Annotated in this window: 24 protein-coding genes; 8 read left to right on the top strand and 16 right to left on the bottom strand. The window is 35.0% G+C overall.

Annotated elements, in window-relative coordinates; all coding sequences use genetic code 11:
- Position 1 precedes the first annotated feature (1 nt).
- From N0B48_RS18830 to N0B48_RS18855, 6 genes are read right to left on the bottom strand one after another with little or no spacing between them, the layout of a single operon-like run.
- The gene (locus N0B48_RS18830; protein WP_259840504.1) at positions 2-1,165 is read right to left on the bottom strand and encodes a DUF2586 family protein; all 1,164 of its coding nucleotides are present in this window, start codon (positions 1,163-1,165) and stop codon (positions 2-4) included.
- A gap of 2 nt (positions 1,166-1,167) precedes the next feature.
- On the bottom strand, positions 1,168-1,677 hold the full coding sequence (locus tag N0B48_RS18835) for a hypothetical protein (RefSeq protein ID WP_259840505.1): 510 nt from the start codon (positions 1,675-1,677) through the stop codon (positions 1,168-1,170).
- The gene (locus N0B48_RS18840) at positions 1,664-2,074 is read right to left on the bottom strand and encodes an N-acetylmuramoyl-L-alanine amidase (protein ID WP_259840506.1); all 411 of its coding nucleotides are present in this window, start codon (positions 2,072-2,074) and stop codon (positions 1,664-1,666) included. Before N0B48_RS18840 ends, N0B48_RS18835 begins: the two co-directional genes overlap by 14 nt.
- Positions 2,061-2,435, bottom strand: a complete 375-nt coding sequence (locus N0B48_RS18845; RefSeq protein WP_259840507.1) for a hypothetical protein — start codon at positions 2,433-2,435, stop codon at positions 2,061-2,063. Before N0B48_RS18845 ends, N0B48_RS18840 begins: the two co-directional genes overlap by 14 nt.
- An 18-nt stretch (positions 2,436-2,453) precedes the next feature.
- Positions 2,454-3,476, bottom strand: a complete 1,023-nt coding sequence (locus N0B48_RS18850; RefSeq protein WP_259840508.1) for a hypothetical protein — start codon at positions 3,474-3,476, stop codon at positions 2,454-2,456.
- Positions 3,477-3,498: 22 nt separating this feature from the next.
- Positions 3,499-4,476, bottom strand: a complete 978-nt coding sequence (locus N0B48_RS18855) for a hypothetical protein (protein ID WP_259840509.1) — start codon at positions 4,474-4,476, stop codon at positions 3,499-3,501.
- A 157-nt stretch (positions 4,477-4,633) separates the two neighbouring features.
- Here N0B48_RS18855 and N0B48_RS18860 point away from each other — a divergent pair, with 157 nt between their 5' ends.
- The 8 genes from N0B48_RS18860 to N0B48_RS18895 all read left to right on the top strand — a co-directional run bounded on the left by N0B48_RS18860 (position 4,634) and on the right by N0B48_RS18895 (position 10,956).
- Positions 4,634-4,921 carry an oxidase gene (locus N0B48_RS18860; protein WP_259840510.1) on the top strand — a complete coding sequence of 96 codons (288 nt, stop codon included), beginning with the start codon at positions 4,634-4,636 and terminating at the stop codon, positions 4,919-4,921.
- Positions 4,918-5,436, top strand: a complete 519-nt coding sequence (locus tag N0B48_RS18865) for a terminase gpP N-terminus-related DNA-binding protein (RefSeq protein ID WP_259840511.1) — start codon at positions 4,918-4,920, stop codon at positions 5,434-5,436. The genes N0B48_RS18860 and N0B48_RS18865 overlap by 4 nt, the downstream gene beginning before the upstream one ends.
- Positions 5,436-6,989 (top strand): hypothetical protein, encoded by a 1,554-nt coding sequence (locus tag N0B48_RS18870; RefSeq protein WP_259840512.1) that lies wholly within the window; start codon positions 5,436-5,438, stop codon positions 6,987-6,989. The genes N0B48_RS18865 and N0B48_RS18870 overlap by 1 nt, the downstream gene beginning before the upstream one ends.
- Positions 6,986-7,459, top strand: a complete 474-nt coding sequence (locus tag N0B48_RS18875) for a hypothetical protein (protein ID WP_259840513.1) — start codon at positions 6,986-6,988, stop codon at positions 7,457-7,459. The genes N0B48_RS18870 and N0B48_RS18875 overlap by 4 nt, the downstream gene beginning before the upstream one ends.
- The gene (locus N0B48_RS18880) at positions 7,459-7,890 is read left to right on the top strand and encodes a phage protein Gp36 family protein (protein ID WP_259840514.1); all 432 of its coding nucleotides are present in this window, start codon (positions 7,459-7,461) and stop codon (positions 7,888-7,890) included. The genes N0B48_RS18875 and N0B48_RS18880 overlap by 1 nt, the downstream gene beginning before the upstream one ends.
- Complete coding sequence (locus N0B48_RS18885; protein ID WP_259840515.1) at positions 7,890-8,381, top strand: phage morphogenesis protein; 492 nt, start codon at positions 7,890-7,892, stop codon at positions 8,379-8,381. Before N0B48_RS18880 ends, N0B48_RS18885 begins: the two co-directional genes overlap by 1 nt.
- Positions 8,382-8,392: 11 nt before the next feature.
- Positions 8,393-9,631, top strand: coding sequence for a phage portal protein family protein (locus tag N0B48_RS18890; RefSeq protein ID WP_259840516.1), 1,239 nt, complete (start codon positions 8,393-8,395; stop codon positions 9,629-9,631).
- Between the two features lie 308 nt (positions 9,632-9,939).
- Entirely contained in the window at positions 9,940-10,956 is a 1,017-nt protein-coding gene (locus tag N0B48_RS18895) for a phage minor head protein (RefSeq protein ID WP_259840517.1), read from the top strand.
- A 369-nt stretch (positions 10,957-11,325) separates the two neighbouring features.
- Here the strand turns inward: N0B48_RS18895 and N0B48_RS18900 are convergent, their stop codons facing one another.
- The 10 genes from N0B48_RS18900 to N0B48_RS18945 form a co-directional block, all read right to left on the bottom strand.
- Positions 11,326-11,862, bottom strand: coding sequence for a hypothetical protein (locus N0B48_RS18900; RefSeq protein WP_259840518.1), 537 nt, complete (start codon positions 11,860-11,862; stop codon positions 11,326-11,328).
- A gap of 9 nt (positions 11,863-11,871) precedes the next feature.
- Positions 11,872-12,231, bottom strand: a complete 360-nt coding sequence (locus N0B48_RS18905; protein ID WP_259840519.1) for a hypothetical protein — start codon at positions 12,229-12,231, stop codon at positions 11,872-11,874.
- Positions 12,232-12,368: 137 nt separating this feature from the next.
- Positions 12,369-12,587 (bottom strand): YkuS family protein, encoded by a 219-nt coding sequence (locus N0B48_RS18910; RefSeq protein WP_259840520.1) that lies wholly within the window; start codon positions 12,585-12,587, stop codon positions 12,369-12,371.
- Positions 12,581-12,862 (bottom strand): hypothetical protein, encoded by a 282-nt coding sequence (locus tag N0B48_RS18915; protein ID WP_259840521.1) that lies wholly within the window; start codon positions 12,860-12,862, stop codon positions 12,581-12,583. Before N0B48_RS18915 ends, N0B48_RS18910 begins: the two co-directional genes overlap by 7 nt.
- Positions 12,862-13,278 carry an LvrA C-terminal domain-related protein gene (locus N0B48_RS18920; protein WP_259840522.1) on the bottom strand — a complete coding sequence of 139 codons (417 nt, stop codon included), beginning with the start codon at positions 13,276-13,278 and terminating at the stop codon, positions 12,862-12,864. Before N0B48_RS18920 ends, N0B48_RS18915 begins: the two co-directional genes overlap by 1 nt.
- Positions 13,275-13,895 carry a helix-turn-helix domain-containing protein gene (locus N0B48_RS18925; protein WP_259840523.1) on the bottom strand — a complete coding sequence of 207 codons (621 nt, stop codon included), beginning with the start codon at positions 13,893-13,895 and terminating at the stop codon, positions 13,275-13,277. Before N0B48_RS18925 ends, N0B48_RS18920 begins: the two co-directional genes overlap by 4 nt.
- 5 nt (positions 13,896-13,900) lie before the next feature.
- Complete coding sequence (locus tag N0B48_RS18930; protein ID WP_259840524.1) at positions 13,901-14,362, bottom strand: hypothetical protein; 462 nt, start codon at positions 14,360-14,362, stop codon at positions 13,901-13,903.
- A gap of 11 nt (positions 14,363-14,373) precedes the next feature.
- Positions 14,374-14,730: a hypothetical protein gene (locus tag N0B48_RS18935; RefSeq protein WP_259840525.1), complete on the bottom strand. Its 357-nt coding sequence runs from the start codon at positions 14,728-14,730 to the stop codon at positions 14,374-14,376.
- 60 nt (positions 14,731-14,790) lie between these two features.
- Entirely contained in the window at positions 14,791-15,453 is a 663-nt protein-coding gene (locus tag N0B48_RS18940; RefSeq protein ID WP_259840526.1) for a DUF3164 family protein, read from the bottom strand.
- Entirely contained in the window at positions 15,450-15,815 is a 366-nt protein-coding gene (locus N0B48_RS18945; RefSeq protein WP_259840527.1) for a hypothetical protein, read from the bottom strand. Before N0B48_RS18945 ends, N0B48_RS18940 begins: the two co-directional genes overlap by 4 nt.

Genomic DNA, 15,815 nt, shown 5'->3' on the forward strand with positions numbered 1-15,815 from the left:
TTTATTCAATATTTGTTGTGAAACCTATGTTAACAATGATATACTTTGCATATCCTACAGGTTGTAATGCAATTCTTATATTAAGAATCCCGGTTGTAAGGATGTTTTGATTTTCATCAATAAAAACCTGACATCCGTTTAATTCTCCTGTGGAAACCATGAGCCCTGTTAATTGACTTTCCACATTTGCCTGCCAATTTTTAATAATTGCCGGGTGTATTGTTCCTGTCTTAGTAACCGGAACCTCATCAAGTAACTCATTGACTAAAGTGTTATAAGCAATTAGAATCGCTTTGTCCATGACAAAACCATTAGCTAATGACTTAAAGTCATCTTCCACCTTTGTCAGCGTTGGATCATCTGAAAAGAAAAATCCTACACGGCCAACATAATTTCTTAAAATAATGAAGCCTTTACTGTGCATAGTTTCCCAAGCGGTGGAGCTACTTTCAACTTTGACCCCATTGGTAAAGAAAGCTTGAACCTCTTCTACAGGTCCGTCCTTCACTCTTCCAATATTTCTTTGTACTGGAATAAGCGCCAGCCTTGCTAAGGCTAAACCAATTGAAGCTTCTTTGCTTCCGTCTGTATTGGCAAGAAAAACAGAAACACGGTTATAGTTAGCAGTTGAATAATCTTTAAGTTCAGTTGCAGATCCGGAAAAATTGTTCCCCGAAATAATTACCCTGAATGGATAATACTTTTCTGCAAAATAATCTGCTAAAGCCTGTGAAGCAATCACGGTTGTGTCAACATCTGCATCAAGTCCGTTTGCTGATGTTTCAGTTCCGGCTGATTCCCTGATCACTCCAAGCACTCTGATTTTACCGCCTGCATCCTGAATTAATTTTGTTGCAATAACGCCTGTTTTATCGACCATCTGCGCCATAGTTGTGGCATCAGATACCAGCATGATCCATAATTCGGCACGCTCACCGGAATAATCATAAAAGTGTTTGATATGTTTGTAGGCAAAAGGATTTTGCGTTTCATCAATTCCAAGACTTTCGGCTTCATCCAACGAAAACAGCTGATAGGATTTGCCAATTGTAACTTTATTGACAACACTCTTTCCGGTAATAACCAGCCCTGGGATTTTTTGGATATCAGCAGGTAATCTACCTAAACCAGTTGTTGAGATGTTAAATTTAATATTAGGTAACATTTTTAATAGATTTTTGAGGTTATAAAACCAGCGATAAAAGCAATTACAATCAGTGATCCCCACATCCAATAATTAGCTTTTTGCTTTTCCTTTTCTTCTTTACTTTCGGCTGTAGCAATATTTTTATAATAACTTTCAAACTCTTGCCGGATTTTAGCCTTTAAAGCGAGGCTGTCACATTCAGCAGTAGCATAAAAATATAAGCTGTCATGTACAACCTTGACTGTAGCATTACCCGTCTTTTTCTCGTAAATAATAGGCTTTAAATTAGATTTCAACGTTGTTGAAACACTGTTTAAACGAGTGTCCGGAAAGTCAAAATCTTTGATTGGAATTCTGAGAGTTGCGGTTGCTTTTTCTGTGTAAAAAACTGTGTCTTTGTAAGACGTTTTCTTTATGGTGCTGCTTTCGCTTAAAGTCTCCTTTGTTTGTGAAACCTGCCGAACTGTTCGGCAGGATTCCAAAACAAGAAAAACACTAGAGACGAGAAGCAAGGTTTTAAATATTTTCATACTCTTTTTTGGCGTTGAAAGACGGGCAATCTTTCTTAACACCTTTGAAATCCCGGTGTCCTTGAATAATTGCATTCGGGAATTGCTTTTTAAGCTCTTTAAGCTTTGTCAGCATTGTTGCTTTTTGTGAATCAGTCCTGTTATCAATGGCTTTGTTGTTTTTGTCAACACCACCTATGTAGGAAATATTGATAATCTCGTGATTATGGCCAAAAACACCATTTGAAACTTTGCTAATATCCAAAAGCTGGACAATCTCTCCGTCAGGTTTTATTATAAAATGATAGCCGGGCATTTTCCATTTCAGATTTGTTTTCCAGTAATTTCTTATTGAATCAATAGATGTCGTCTGAGGTGTTGCAGTGCAATGCACGGCTATGTAATTAATTTTCCTCATCGTCGGGATTTTCATTTGCTAATTCAGTCTTTTTAGCGTCATTCAATTCCTGAATTTTAGCACCTGAAAGCTTACTGTCAGGAGCAGAACCAAATAATTCGGTATATTCCTGTGTAGCTTTATCTTTTAAAGCTTTAAGCTCTGCCACGCTAAGTTTTACAGTACCTTCTTTTTTGTCCTCCACTGGCTGTTCTTCATTTTTGATAGGTTCAACCTCTGGACTATCCGGATTTAAAGTTTTTGCGTGATTTGTCGCATCAAGTTTTTTTACAAAAACATATCCGTCTGTAGTAGCGAAAACCTCATTTACATTGGGGTTTGTCTTGAAAAAATCTAATGCATTTTTATTTATTGTAGACATTTTAAAAAAAATTAATGGTTAAAGAATAGTTCCCAGGTACTTTGGATTGTTTGCGCGAATCTTCCCGGTTAAAGCTCTCTGAGCAAAAGAAATCAAATCAGCTTGCCAACCTGAATGACCAAGAGTTGCAAACATATCTGTAGAACCAAAGCATCTGAACACCTCATCTGAATTCCAAATGATAGAAGATTTTTTGTCAGTACCCGCGATAGTAGAGCCCCAAGGCTTCTTAACTCCGGCATCTGTATAGAATGGGGTTTTAGAATAGAAGAAAATTTTGAAATCGTACAATTCAGCACCCTTTTCAGCGGTGATTTCTTTGTACAGTTTTTTATTCTCTTTTTCTATTCTTGAACCATGATCAGAGTTTAAAACGATATTCATTTTACTCATGTCAAGGTCCAAATCACGGAAAAACCTTTGCATATCAATCAGACCATCAATTACAGAATCTGTTGGTCCAAGATTTAAAATTTTATTAAATGCATCATTTGTCGAAGCGCCCCAGCCGTGGGCTGTTCTTTGTGCCATATTCTTGGCAATAGCATTACGGTGTCTGTTAATTACAGATGCTCTTTTATTGTATGCCAGTTCCATGTCAGCTAATTTTGAGTGTCTTGTTTGATTAGTTGAATAATCCTTTAACAAAACTCTGTGAGGAATGTCATCAATTGCCTGAATCGGTAATTCACCGCTATTGGTTGCAAAATAATCTTCATGGACATCCGGCTCAACACCCGCTTCAGCAAGATTTAGAGCGTCATTTTCCACAAATGCTGACATATCGACGGACTGATTAATAAAGCTCATATCCGGTATTGGATTCTCTTTAATATCTGCAATCCAAACTTCTTTTTGCAAACCCTCTTGTAAAATTCCTACTTGCATTGGCTTGAAATAAGTGACAACGGCATGTGTAATGACAATACCAGCGGTCAGCAAAAAAGGGTTAACACCAAGCATCGGAGACGCTACAAATGAGAATGCAAAAGCTAAAATAAAGTTGATGGCTAATGCTGTTAATGAAAGTCTTCTTTTCATAATTTTATTTAGATTAAATTTTTTAGTTCGTTTTGTGTCTCACACCGTTTGAGTAAGCCAAACTTAATTTTCGGTACTGTTCAGGTTCATTTTCCCTGATCAAAGCAAGCTTGGCAGGATCATGTTTTTGTAGGTAGTCAAATGATTCATCAGCAGAATTTTCAGAGCTTGTTTTCTTGTTTAACTGGATCACTCCTTCCACAACCTCTTTTTTGCCGTTCTTTTCGTGTTCGGTTTCTTTATTTTCTATCAGTTTGCTTAATTTCTGATGCTGGTTATCAAAATCAGTTTCAAATAAAGAAATCTGACCATCTTTCAAGTCTTCCGGGAACAATCCAAGCTTTACGGCTTTATCAACTAAAGCTGTCGCTTCCGCTTTTTGTAGCTGGATATATTTATTTTTCCATTCCTCGGTTTTACCTTTTTCGGTTTCCAAAGACAGCTTCATTTCAGTAACTGCCGATAGAATTGTGCTTTCTGTGCTGTTTGCGTCTTTACCTAATGCAAGCGCAATCACTTTTAATTCTGACATTGTATTTTGATTTAATAATTGTAGTTTATGTTTAGATTTCCCACCGGAAAGGCGTAAAGCATCATCATTCCCGCCAATGTCAACAATAGAAATTTCTATCAGTTTACATTTTGTTACAGTTTCGTACTGCTGTCCCGGAAGCGCAAGTTTTGGATCTAATGTTGTGGTGATTGGATCAGCCCACATTGAACACATATTTATAAAACCGCCAGCGACCTTTTTTTCTATTTTGGAAGCAAATTCGTTCTCAGAATCAAAGGTTATGTAAGCTAAAAGAATATCATTTTCTTTTGCTAGTCTCGCTTTTCCAATTACCTCGTCGCCGGACGGTTTATAATCTCCACGATCATGCATAAACAATACAACCGGGTTTCTTTCGTACTGATCTGTGTCAATGCCTTCTGTGAGAATCCTATACCCGTAAGAGTTTACATTTTCCGTATTTACTATGAATTTATATTCTGCCATTGTTTTTGTAAATCAACAAGGCAAAATTGGGGGCTTTACGATCTAAAAAAAAGTTACAGAACAATGGTTGCCAGTATTTTGGCAATGATTGCCGACGTTTTGGCAATGGTTGATTATAGAATTTCGTGCATGTATTATATAGATGAAATTTGCCTTCATGAAAGACTTTTTATTTAACGATGACTTACAAATCAGCAATGGTGATTTTGTGATTGGAGAAAGTGACAATCAGCATCAAAAACACATTTTACAGGCCTTCAAAGGAGAATTTAAAAAAACACCTGAAATAGGTGTTGGAATCGAACAGATTTTGAATGAAGACAGCTTTATCCCGGTTATGATTGAAGCTAAAAAAATGCTCGAATATGATGGAATGACTATTAACAACATCTATTTCGCAGATAATGACAAACTGGTAATTGACGGTAAATACAAGCAATCATGAATAAAAGAGTTAAAAAAATTGAAACCACCGACACAGAAGAGGTGAAGCAACAAGGCCGGATGCGAAATGCAGAACGTGATAAGAAAATGAAAGACGCTTTAGGCTTATATATTCGTGGGTACACTTTGCAGTCCATTTCAGAAATGGAAACCATCAAGGTGGGTGTTAAAACTCTTACTGACTGGAAAAAAAGACATAATTGGGATGATGAAAAGCAACTTCATAACATTTCACCTAATGAAATAAAAGCAATGATCAGATCAAATATTGCTTCTATAAAGTCAGGAAAACAGATGCCTTACAAACCTGATGACATTTCTAAGCTTGCATCTGCATGGGATAAAATGGATGATATAAAAAAGAAGGCTGTTTATTCAATGGAATCCTTTGATGCTCTCATAGATTGGTTCACTGACATAACGGCAAAATCAAGTGGGAAAAAGCGTGAAGACAACCTTTTGCTTCTTAAGAAAATACGAACTCTACAGGAGAATTACATTGAAACCTTAATTTAATGACAGCAACAGATTACAAAACAGCCCTAGATAAATTCAGGCTCAAATCAAAGATCATTAAGGAACTTACTTATAATTCTATTGTTAAAGAAACAACAGAGGACCAAGAGAAAAGAATTAATGACCTATTGAAGCCGGAGAATTATACCAAATTTTTTGATTATTATTTTGGTGTAGGTGTATCACTGTCACTGGCAGATGCTCCATGTGCTGATTTTCATCAAAGCTCTTATGAAAAAGTGTTTGATGATCCTTTTATAATTCAAATGAGAAAATGGTTTCGTGGTTCGGCAAAATCTATTCATACAAATGTTGGAAATATCTGTCATTTAAAAGAAAACAATGAGATATTTTTCGGGTTACTTATTGGCAGAAATCAAGATTTTTCAAACTTATTATTATCTGACTTACAAACTCACTTGCAATTTAATGAGAGATACATTAAAGATTTTGGAATTCAGATGAATTATGGAAATTGGGCTGATGGTGAATTTCAAACAAATGATGGGAGAATTTTCAAAGCACTTGGATTAAACCAACCTTTTAGGGGTTTAAGATTAGGAGCAAACAGAATTGATTTTGCATCAATAGACGACTGTGAAGATAGAAAACAAGCAAAAAATCAAATCTTAGTACAAGAAAATGTAGAAAAAATCACTGGTGACTTAGGAAAAGCGTTTCATCTTAGAAGAGGACGTATGATTGTACCAAACAATTACATAGTAAAAAAAGGAATTCTTGATGGGATAAAAGAAGCTTATAAAAAATCAAAACATTTTGATGAACATATAGTGAATATTGCAGATGAAAAAGACAACCCTTCCTGGCATCAACGCTACACTAAAAAAGACATTAAAGATATCAAGTCAAAGACTGACTATCACACCTCTCAACGTGAGGACTACAACAATCCTATTGAAAAAGGAAAAAGAATTAAGGCTGAATGGATAAAATATAAATCAACAAATCCAAATAAAATTTTTTCGGGGTTAATTGAGTTTTGGGATTTATCATACACCAAAAATGGAAATTTTAAAGCAGGTGGAATAATATCAATGGCAAATGGAAGGGCACATGTTTTAGAATTATTTAACAGACAATGTGAACGGTCTGATGCTATGGATAAGCATTATGAGTGGCAAAAAAGATACAACAGCTTAGGCATGTCCATAATTTCCTATTATGATGCCACAGCTTCACAAAAAATTGTATATGAGCCTGAATGGTTAATTGCCTGTGAAGATAACAACGCAGCAGACATTCCGATATGTGATCATGCATCAGGGGACAAACATGATAAGATTGATGCAACATTAACAGGAACTTTTATGAAAGGTTTAATAACATTTGATGAAAGATTAAAGGGCACGATTGATATGGATAATACCTTTGAACACATTACAGCATTTGAAAAAGGTACTACCAGTCCTGATGATGTATTAGACGTTCTTGAACAATGTGTCAGAAAAGGGCGCTTGTTATTTGGTTACTCCCAAAAGGAAGACAGCAATACAAGACCCGTTATAGGCAAAAATAAAAAACGCAGATTATGACACCACGAAAGGAACTCTTCATTGTAATAAAAAACAAGCTTAAAGAAATCCAGCAACTTGAATATATAGACCTATTCCGGGACCAGTTCAGAGAAACTGAAGATGGTTTTCCGTCTTACTGGACCGCTGTTTTAATCCGTATTCACAAAATCACTTATGAAACAATGACTGAGCAGAATCAAGAAGGAACTTGTACACTGGATGTGATCTTATACTGTAAAGACGGATGGATGTCTCAGCACAATAACACAAGTGATCCGGAAGAAGGCTTAATGGAAATTGATTTGCTCGACGCGATTGCGGAAAAACTTCAATTTCTATGTGGTGAACAGTTTAAACCATTACAGCAAACTGATGACGAAACAGAAGAAGCAACAATGGAAGCAATCATGAGCTACCGTCAAAGTTTCAAAACTAAAATCTACAGAACACTTGCTCCAAAGTATCAATCTAAAAAAATATCAATCTGATGGCTTTCCTTACAAAAGAAGAACTTAAAACAATAACCACTATAGAAATAATTGACCTCATTACTAACAAAGATGATGATATAGTTGGCGAAATCATTAAAGAGGATATCAGCCTTATGGAAACATACCTTGGCAGTTATTATGACATGAACGAAGTATTTTCTAAAACTGGAGATGATAGAAATAGAACAGTAGTTAAGTATCTAAAAGCAATCATTTCCCATGATTTGCCAAAAAGAAGAAAAAAACCAGTTCCGGCTGATGCTGATGCTGACTACCAAGAAGCAATGAACTGGCTTGAAAAAATTGCTTCAGGAGAATGGAAAGCAAATCTCCCAAGGAAAAAAGAAGATCTTGACGGGGATGGAATACCTGATGAAATACCTTTTTTAAAATTGGGTAGTAAAAAATCATATAAAAATCATTGGTAATGTCTGATTTAGGAGATTTACAAAGAATACTCGACAGAGCAAGCCAGGCACTCCCTGAGAAGCTCCCCCGGATCATAGAAGTTGAAGGTCTGAATTTCATAAAAATGAACTTTAGAAAACAGGGCTATACAGATACAAGTTTTACAAAGTGGCAGGATAGAAAAAAAGATGATACACGTGGAAGAGATAAAACAAGATATAGGACCAACAGAGTGGGATCACGTGGCGAACTCACAAAGTTTGGACAAAGAGAACAAGGCCGGGCAATCTTGGTAGGTCACAGAACTGGTGGAAACAAATTAATAAATTCTTTCAGAGCTAGAAGATCAAGGCAAAGAGTAGTTTTTTATACTTATAAGGATTATGCCAGTGATCATAATGAAGGATCTGGAAACCTACCAAAGCGTCAATTTTTTGGAAAGTCCCAATATCTTGACAGAAAAATCCAAGACAAAGTAACAAGAGAAATGGACCGAATAATGAGGGGCTAAAAAATACAATTATGAAATTTCATCAAACATCAACCGCCACCATTGGCGGTAACGCTTTTAATAAAGAAGTAAAACTTTCAAAAGTAACACCTAATAATATTGAATCAGTCACCAAAACAATGGTGGATGTTCTACGACGACAAAAAAAGATTTGGCGTAAGGAATTAAATGACTGGCAGGCTGCAAGAAATCGCAGGTATAGTATTGATAATCCTAGCAATTTTTATTTGCAGGAAGTGTATGACGATGCTATGATGGACGGACACTTGACAGCTGTCACCGGAAACAGGACTTTAAGATCAACTCTAAAAACCTATGTTTTTGCCATTGATGATAAAAGGGATGATAAATTAACAAACTTTATAAGAAATAAACAGTGGTTTGAAAAGGCTATTGAAGAAGCTCATACTTCAACCTATAGGGGTGGAATCTGTTTATTTATTAATGACTTTCACAAAGGTGAGATATTAAATATTGAGCCTATTCCATATGGCTTATATGTGCCGGAAAAAAAGCAGATAATTAATGATTTCACCAGTATGGGGCTGGACATCACAAAATTTGAAGATATCCTCTTGCACACACAACTATATGACCATATTGGCATATTGGAAAAAGCATTTCCATATACTTGTCTAAAACGTCACTCATGGGGTTCATGGGATGAATTTGAGGAATTATTTGGAATTCCTATCAGGATTGCAAAAGTAGCTTCACAAAGTGATGCTGTTAAAAATGAGGTTGCTGGATGGTTGCAGGAAATGGGATCTGCTGCTTATGGAGTATTTCCAACAGGAACAGAAATTGAGATAAAAGAAAACACAAAAGGTGATGCCTTCAATGTATTTTTTCAAAAGATCAAAGCTTTAGATGCTGAAATGTCAAAACTGGTTGTACACCAAACCATGACAACGGACAACGGAGCATCAAAAGCGCAGGGAAATGTACACGAAAACACTTTATTGGCATTAGTTCAGGCAGATGAAAAAAAGATGCTGAGTTGGCTTAATGATGTGTTAGTTCCGGCAATGAGAAATATTGGCTACAACATACCCGAAAATGCGAGAATCATTATTGAACAAACAAAAGATGCAGGTGAACAAATTAAAATTGACGGTGTTCTTTTAGGTTCCGGTTATATTCTTAAAAAAGACTACATAGAACAAGTATATGGTGTTGAAATTGAAACCATGCCAAGTGGAAACCAATTACCAGCAATCATCAAAAATGAAGATCCGGGAAAGGAATAGGCCCGCTTAGATTATTCTACCGCTCAAAATGTTGTGATCATGAACCAAAAAAACTGGTTGCTGATTTTACTTTAAGCGGGCTTATTAAAAAATACATCCGGGAAGCTTTTGAGGAAAGAAATGTTTCAGAAGAACTCAGAACCAGCCTTTGGAATCAATATTTCAAAAAGCTTTCATCCGGTGTAGATAAAGCCGTACCGGATAATTTTGAATTTTCAGATAAAGAGCTGGTCCAAAAATTAAAAACAAATCTTGCAGAATTTTCTGCTTTTAAGGAAGAATCTTTTAACAGAAACCTAAAAAGCCTTTTGTTTAAAAATGGCCATTTACAATCTTGGAAAGACTTTGAATTGGATGCCTATTTATTGGATAGTGAATATAATAATCGTTGGTTAGAAACTGAATTTAATCAAACTATTGCCACAGTGAATATGGCTAATAAATTTGCAGATTTTCAAAAAAACACAGACTTATATCCCAACTTAAAATTTGTTACTATAAATGATGCCAGGGTACGTCCGGAACATAAAGCATTTGACGGAATTATCAAACCTGTTAATGATGCCTTTTGGAACACACACATGCCACCACTGGATTGGGGGTGCAGATGTGATCTGGAACAAACTGACGAAGAGCCGACAGAAGGTTTGCCTGCAGATGACATCGTAAAAGAAGAGTTTAAAAACAATCCTCTTAAAACAGGAAAAGTATTTACTTCCGAAGCTTACAGCGTTGATTTTACTAATTTGGAAAAGGACCGAACGTCAATAAAATCACTAAAATTACTTGCTCATAATTCAGACAGTTCCTTACAGCAGTTTGCCAAACAAAAGATATATGAACTTCCTGTAGATAAGCAGTTTGAGATCGTAAAAGAATTTAAGGGTGGTGGTTCAGTGCAAAAACATCTTTTAGTAAATACAAATGCAGAAGATTATAATGACATTCTTAATGTATCTAACGCTTTTGCAAAGCAGGGTAAAAAAGTTGAAATATTACCTGAAATCCATATTTCAGAACCCAATGCAAGAAAAAAAATATTGTCTAAATTAGACCATAAAAGCTCTAATCCTGATTTAAAAGTTGATGGTGTTTATATGGACGTTAAGCGTCCAAAAGCAATAAAAAACATCACAGGAAACGCAAATCAAGCATCAAAGCAAAGTGCAGTTGCTGTAATTTCAGATTCCCAACTTGATAAAAAAATGAATAAAGAAATTATGACAAAAAGGGCAGAGGCAATTTTAAATGAAAAGAATAAAGAAAACTATTCATCTGATGAAATTTATTTCTTCAATGATGGTGATCTTTTTAAATACCCCTAAAAATACAATGAGGGATAAACTTCTTTAAAAATTTATCCCTCAAGGGTTGCCCGACTCGCAAGCCTGACAATGCAAATATACAAATATTTTTAATATGCAAAAAAAAAGCGTTTAAATGTGATTTAAACGCTTTTTAATTCTAAATATATTCCTTCCTGTTTTACAATAGCCCGCACCGTTCGCTCGCTTATGAAAAACCTGTCTGCTGTCTCCCTTTCGAGTGCTTCAATTCTCCAATTGGGATTTTTACTTTCCAATTGTGAAAAAAAGCTTCTTACAGCTATATTTCGTTCCAAAAATCTGTTATTCGGCTTAGACATAGCACAAAAATACAGAACAGATTTTTATTATACAAGCTGGCGTTTATCCTTATGGCTTTTCCAGTAAAGTATTGAAAAAGTTTTCAAAGTCAGAAGTGCTTTTGTAAGTACCATTTGTTATGGTAATATAAGGTTTCCCTCCATTAAAATGAAGTCTTATGACATCTTGCATGTGTGTTCTTTCAACATCTGCTTTTTTAGCACCCCAATCAATTGTTGTTCCCCAATATTCAACGAAGAATGTATATACTTTGTCTTTGTCACCTGAAATTTTAATACTGATTACAATCTCCGGAACCGCAACATTTGATTTGATCTTTTCCTGCTTTAAAGCAATATTTAATTTACCGGTGGAAAACTTGTCTTGAAAATGATATGTTGAAGCGTCTGATCCAGTCACCACCATTGCCATACGATCTGTTACAAAGTTTTGCAAAGCTCCGGCAACAAACATTGCATCATAAAAAGTTAATTGTGTAGGCTCATAACCTCGCCAAGCGTTATCTTGTTTTGCTGGATGGTAAGGTGAAATTTCCTGACCAAATGTAAAAACTGAAAGCAAGATGAATAATAATATTTTTTTCATGATATAATTTTAAGTGATAATAATAGTTTCAAAATCTATTTCCAAATGACTTTTTATTTTCACATCCTGTACAATTAGCCTATCTTCATTTAAAGCATCTTTAAGAGTAGAAAGCAGGCTGTATTCAAGTTCCTTTGTGTCTTTGGTAGTAGGAAATTTATCATTTTCAAAAGTAAGTTCTATATTTATTTTTCTCTTTGACCTTTCTTTGTTCATATCCTGATAGTCTCGCCCTATGATAATACCAAAACTAAAAAATTCCATTGGATTAATAGGTTTTTCACTTTTGTTTTTAAAAACAATTGTAGAGTAGTTTTCATCTTTTCTTATGACTATAATATCAAATAAAAAAGAAAGTCCTTCACCCATAACACACGTTTTAAGTGCATATTTTATCCGATTGATGTCTGTGTTGTTCGCGGTATATCTGTATTCGTTCATGTTGTGTGTTTAATTGTCAAATTTATGGTTTGTAAATAAAAAAAGGCTACGGGTATCCGTAACCATTATATTAATGGAGGCTTTTTATTAAACTCTTTTAAAGCAATGCTTTTGGCAGTATTTAAAACAGTGGCCTCTTCACCATTCTTAAGAGCGTACGTCTCGTATAATGGGAAATCTCGTTTCTCTGTACTTATCTCTAAAGTAACAACAGAATATCCTTTTTTTTCAAGGGCTTCCTTTATTTCTTCGCTGGTGTACCAGTGGCAGTTTATTTTTACCATTTCCTTTTATTTTTAAAATGTCGTTCGTTGGGATTAACCGAATGTATTTCATTAATAATAACTTTATGTCTGCCTGCACTTAAAGCTGTCATTGCAGTTGCCAGTCTTTCGAATTCTTCTCTCGCTTCTTTGATTGGCTCAGGAATAGTTCTAACAAATTCGTGTAATTGAAGCAGGTCTTCATACGTCAATTGTTTTCGCTGATCTAAAACATTATTTTCCTTTTCTTGTAAAGAGCTGAAACCAGCTAACCCAACTACTAATTTTTTTTCCATTATTTCCAGTGCTTTTTATTTAAGTATGTTGCAGGGTATGGGAATGCTGTTCCGTCACTTTTAAGTTTGATCAATCCTTCGATATAAAGAATCGCTTCCATTTTATCCACTTCACCTAATTTTTCAAAGGCCTTCTGTGTTTCTTCCTTTCTTCCTACTTTTCTTGGATAACGTTTATAAAACGCCTCAAAAGAAATGTCCGTGAGTTCGGCAAATATCCAAGGGCTGGTTAGTTTTTGATTTTCGATTTCAAACAACATTTTTTCAGTACTGGCAGGGAAAATTGTTTTTACCTTTTCTATCCGCTCAACATTCCAGTCACCATCAAACTCCAATATTTTTAAAACACCGTTTAAATCATATTTAAATGTCATTTTAAGCCCCGTTTTTTGATTCTTTGCTATAAATGTTCTCATAATAATTGCTTGTGTAGTTCATTCTTCATTATTAAAACAGCGTTTTTTTCGTAGCTTCCGAAATCATCAGGAAAATAGATTTCGTATTCTGTCAGAAATTGCCAAAGGGCATCTGCTTTATAGTAACTCATTTTCAGAGTAAAGGCCTTATCTTTCTGCCTTCTTTTGATTGCTCTCTGTAATAGCTCTGTTCTAAGCTCTGTGCATATCGAAATACTGCTTTTTAGCTGTCTTGGTTGGCTTTGTAGGTTTATAGTGTCTAAGGCCAACATGCTATTGTTTAAAACTAACAATTTGCTATTATCTAAATTCAGAAGTATATTCATCTCATTGTCTTTTAATTTTTTTACTACTAAAACTTTTTTCTTGAAGTTTTCATCATACAGAAAGCGTGCTTCATAATTGTTGAAATTCCACATGATAGTTGAATAATCCCGGTGGAGTACTTCACCAATACGAGCGTAGGTATAACCGCCTTGTCTCATTTCATAAATCAAAATCATTCTTATATCGCATAATTCCGCTTTTCTGCATTTAGACCGTATATCATCCATCGAAACCCCGAAAGCGGAAATTACAGTACTTATAAAGCTTTTTAAAAGGGCTTTAGTTTCCATATGATTTAATTTAAATTCACAAGTTCATCACCTTTTTTCCACCACGCTTTATTCATTGGCTTTTTTGCACTTTGAGCGTTATTATACTTAACTCCCTGCAACTGTTTATGAACATATTTCAATTCTTCAATGGAATGTGCATTTAAATGCTTCTTAAACACGCTTTTGGTCAGCATCCAATTATTAAACCTGTTGAAATCACCTTTGTCTTTTATCCCGGTGGATTCGGCCAGTTTCAAAATTTTTCCTTTCCATCCTTTCTTAAATAATTCTTCTTTCAAAGCGTTATATTCTTCCTCCAAATTTTCTTCGTTCGGGGTATGGATCGACAGAAGCATTGAAGCTTCCTCTTCTGTGAGGTCATCAATAATAGTAGTCCTTCTTCCTGAAAAACCGAAAACCTCCATTGCCACTTCTAAATTTGGTCTGTGGGCAAATAATACTTTTAATTCTTCTTTTGGGTTCATATCTTAATTTTTTATTTCCATTTATTATTAACAAGATTGAAATCACGGCCTGCGTTATGGGAAAACATTGAGAAAATTCGAGTCTCTGAGACTTTGACAATTGCGATGAAATACTGTTTTCGTTCAAATAAATCAGATGTATCTCCCAAATAAAATATCATTTCATTTTCTAACATTCCTATGTACATTGCAGGACTTATATCAAAATATCCTATCAAAGTTGTTTTAGCTTGTGGCTGTATTGTTTCGTTTCCAATTTTAACCGGAATACGATTAATAAACGAGTTAATATCAATGGGATCAGGTATTATATATCCCATTCCCATTTTATTACTATATATTACACTGTATTGGCTTAAATTTTCCATATCAATTCTTTGTTGCTCCCAATGGCGGAATCGAACCGCCATATAAAACCGTTTGGGATGTTATATTGTAAATCTGAATTCCAGTTTCTTTGACAAACCATCAATTATTACGAACTTCCAACCGCTTACATACATACTATTTTGACGACGTTGTTGCGCGCTCATAATAATTTCAAGACCTTCATCAAAGCGATCGTCATTGAATTCAGATTTAAGCTTTGATAGTTCAATGATTTTTGAAGGGTTCAGCATTCCTGTTTTTACATTTGGCTTTAAGAATGTATTGACAGCAGCTGACAATTTTTTCACATTATCTGCGTCACTGGAAAGAGATTTTAAAAACTCCTTTATTTTTTCTACTCCTGCGCTTTCTGTACCATCAAAACCGATTGTCACATTGTAGCCAACTGTAATACTTGAAGAGCCATCTTTTGAGCTTACAGTGTAGCTGTCCTGATCATTTATTTTAACTCCATACACGCCCGCTTTCAGATCACGAAGCGGTTTAAAATCATTCCAAAGCTTCTCAATCATCATTCCTGTTATTTCGTGGTGATGTACTAAAGAATCAATGTGCTTTTCAATGTAGGATTCTGATAAATCTTTAAAGGCCGTCAGGTCATTGGCTCTTTTTGCTTTAGCTTCTCTTTTGTCTGCTTTCAGCTGGTTTTCTAAGCTTTTCTTTTGCTCAGGTGATAGTGTATTGATATCTATTGCATTCATAATGTGTTATTTTTATTATTGAAATTCTTATTTGTTATTTCTTTTATTTTCTGTGTTAATTCAGGGTAATACTTTGCATATTCTTCGATTTGTAGCCATTCATTTGGAAGGTCTAAAAATTCGTATTCCCTGTACTCCTGTAAATAATACTTTAACCTATCTTGGCCATATTTCATTTGTGGCGGGACAATGTTGTTTTCCTTTACAACAGATGCTAACACTGTGACTTTTTCCGGCATATCTTCCGGGGAAATCTTATTGTTTAAATACTGATGTATTGCAGTTCTTTCATACCATGACAAAACACCAAAAATGCTGTCTATCGTCAGTGTATTTATTAAGTCAATTGCTGTTATTTCCAT

Source organism: Chryseobacterium herbae (genome assembly GCF_025154075.1).
Classification (GTDB): domain Bacteria; phylum Bacteroidota; class Bacteroidia; order Flavobacteriales; family Weeksellaceae; genus Chryseobacterium; species Chryseobacterium herbae.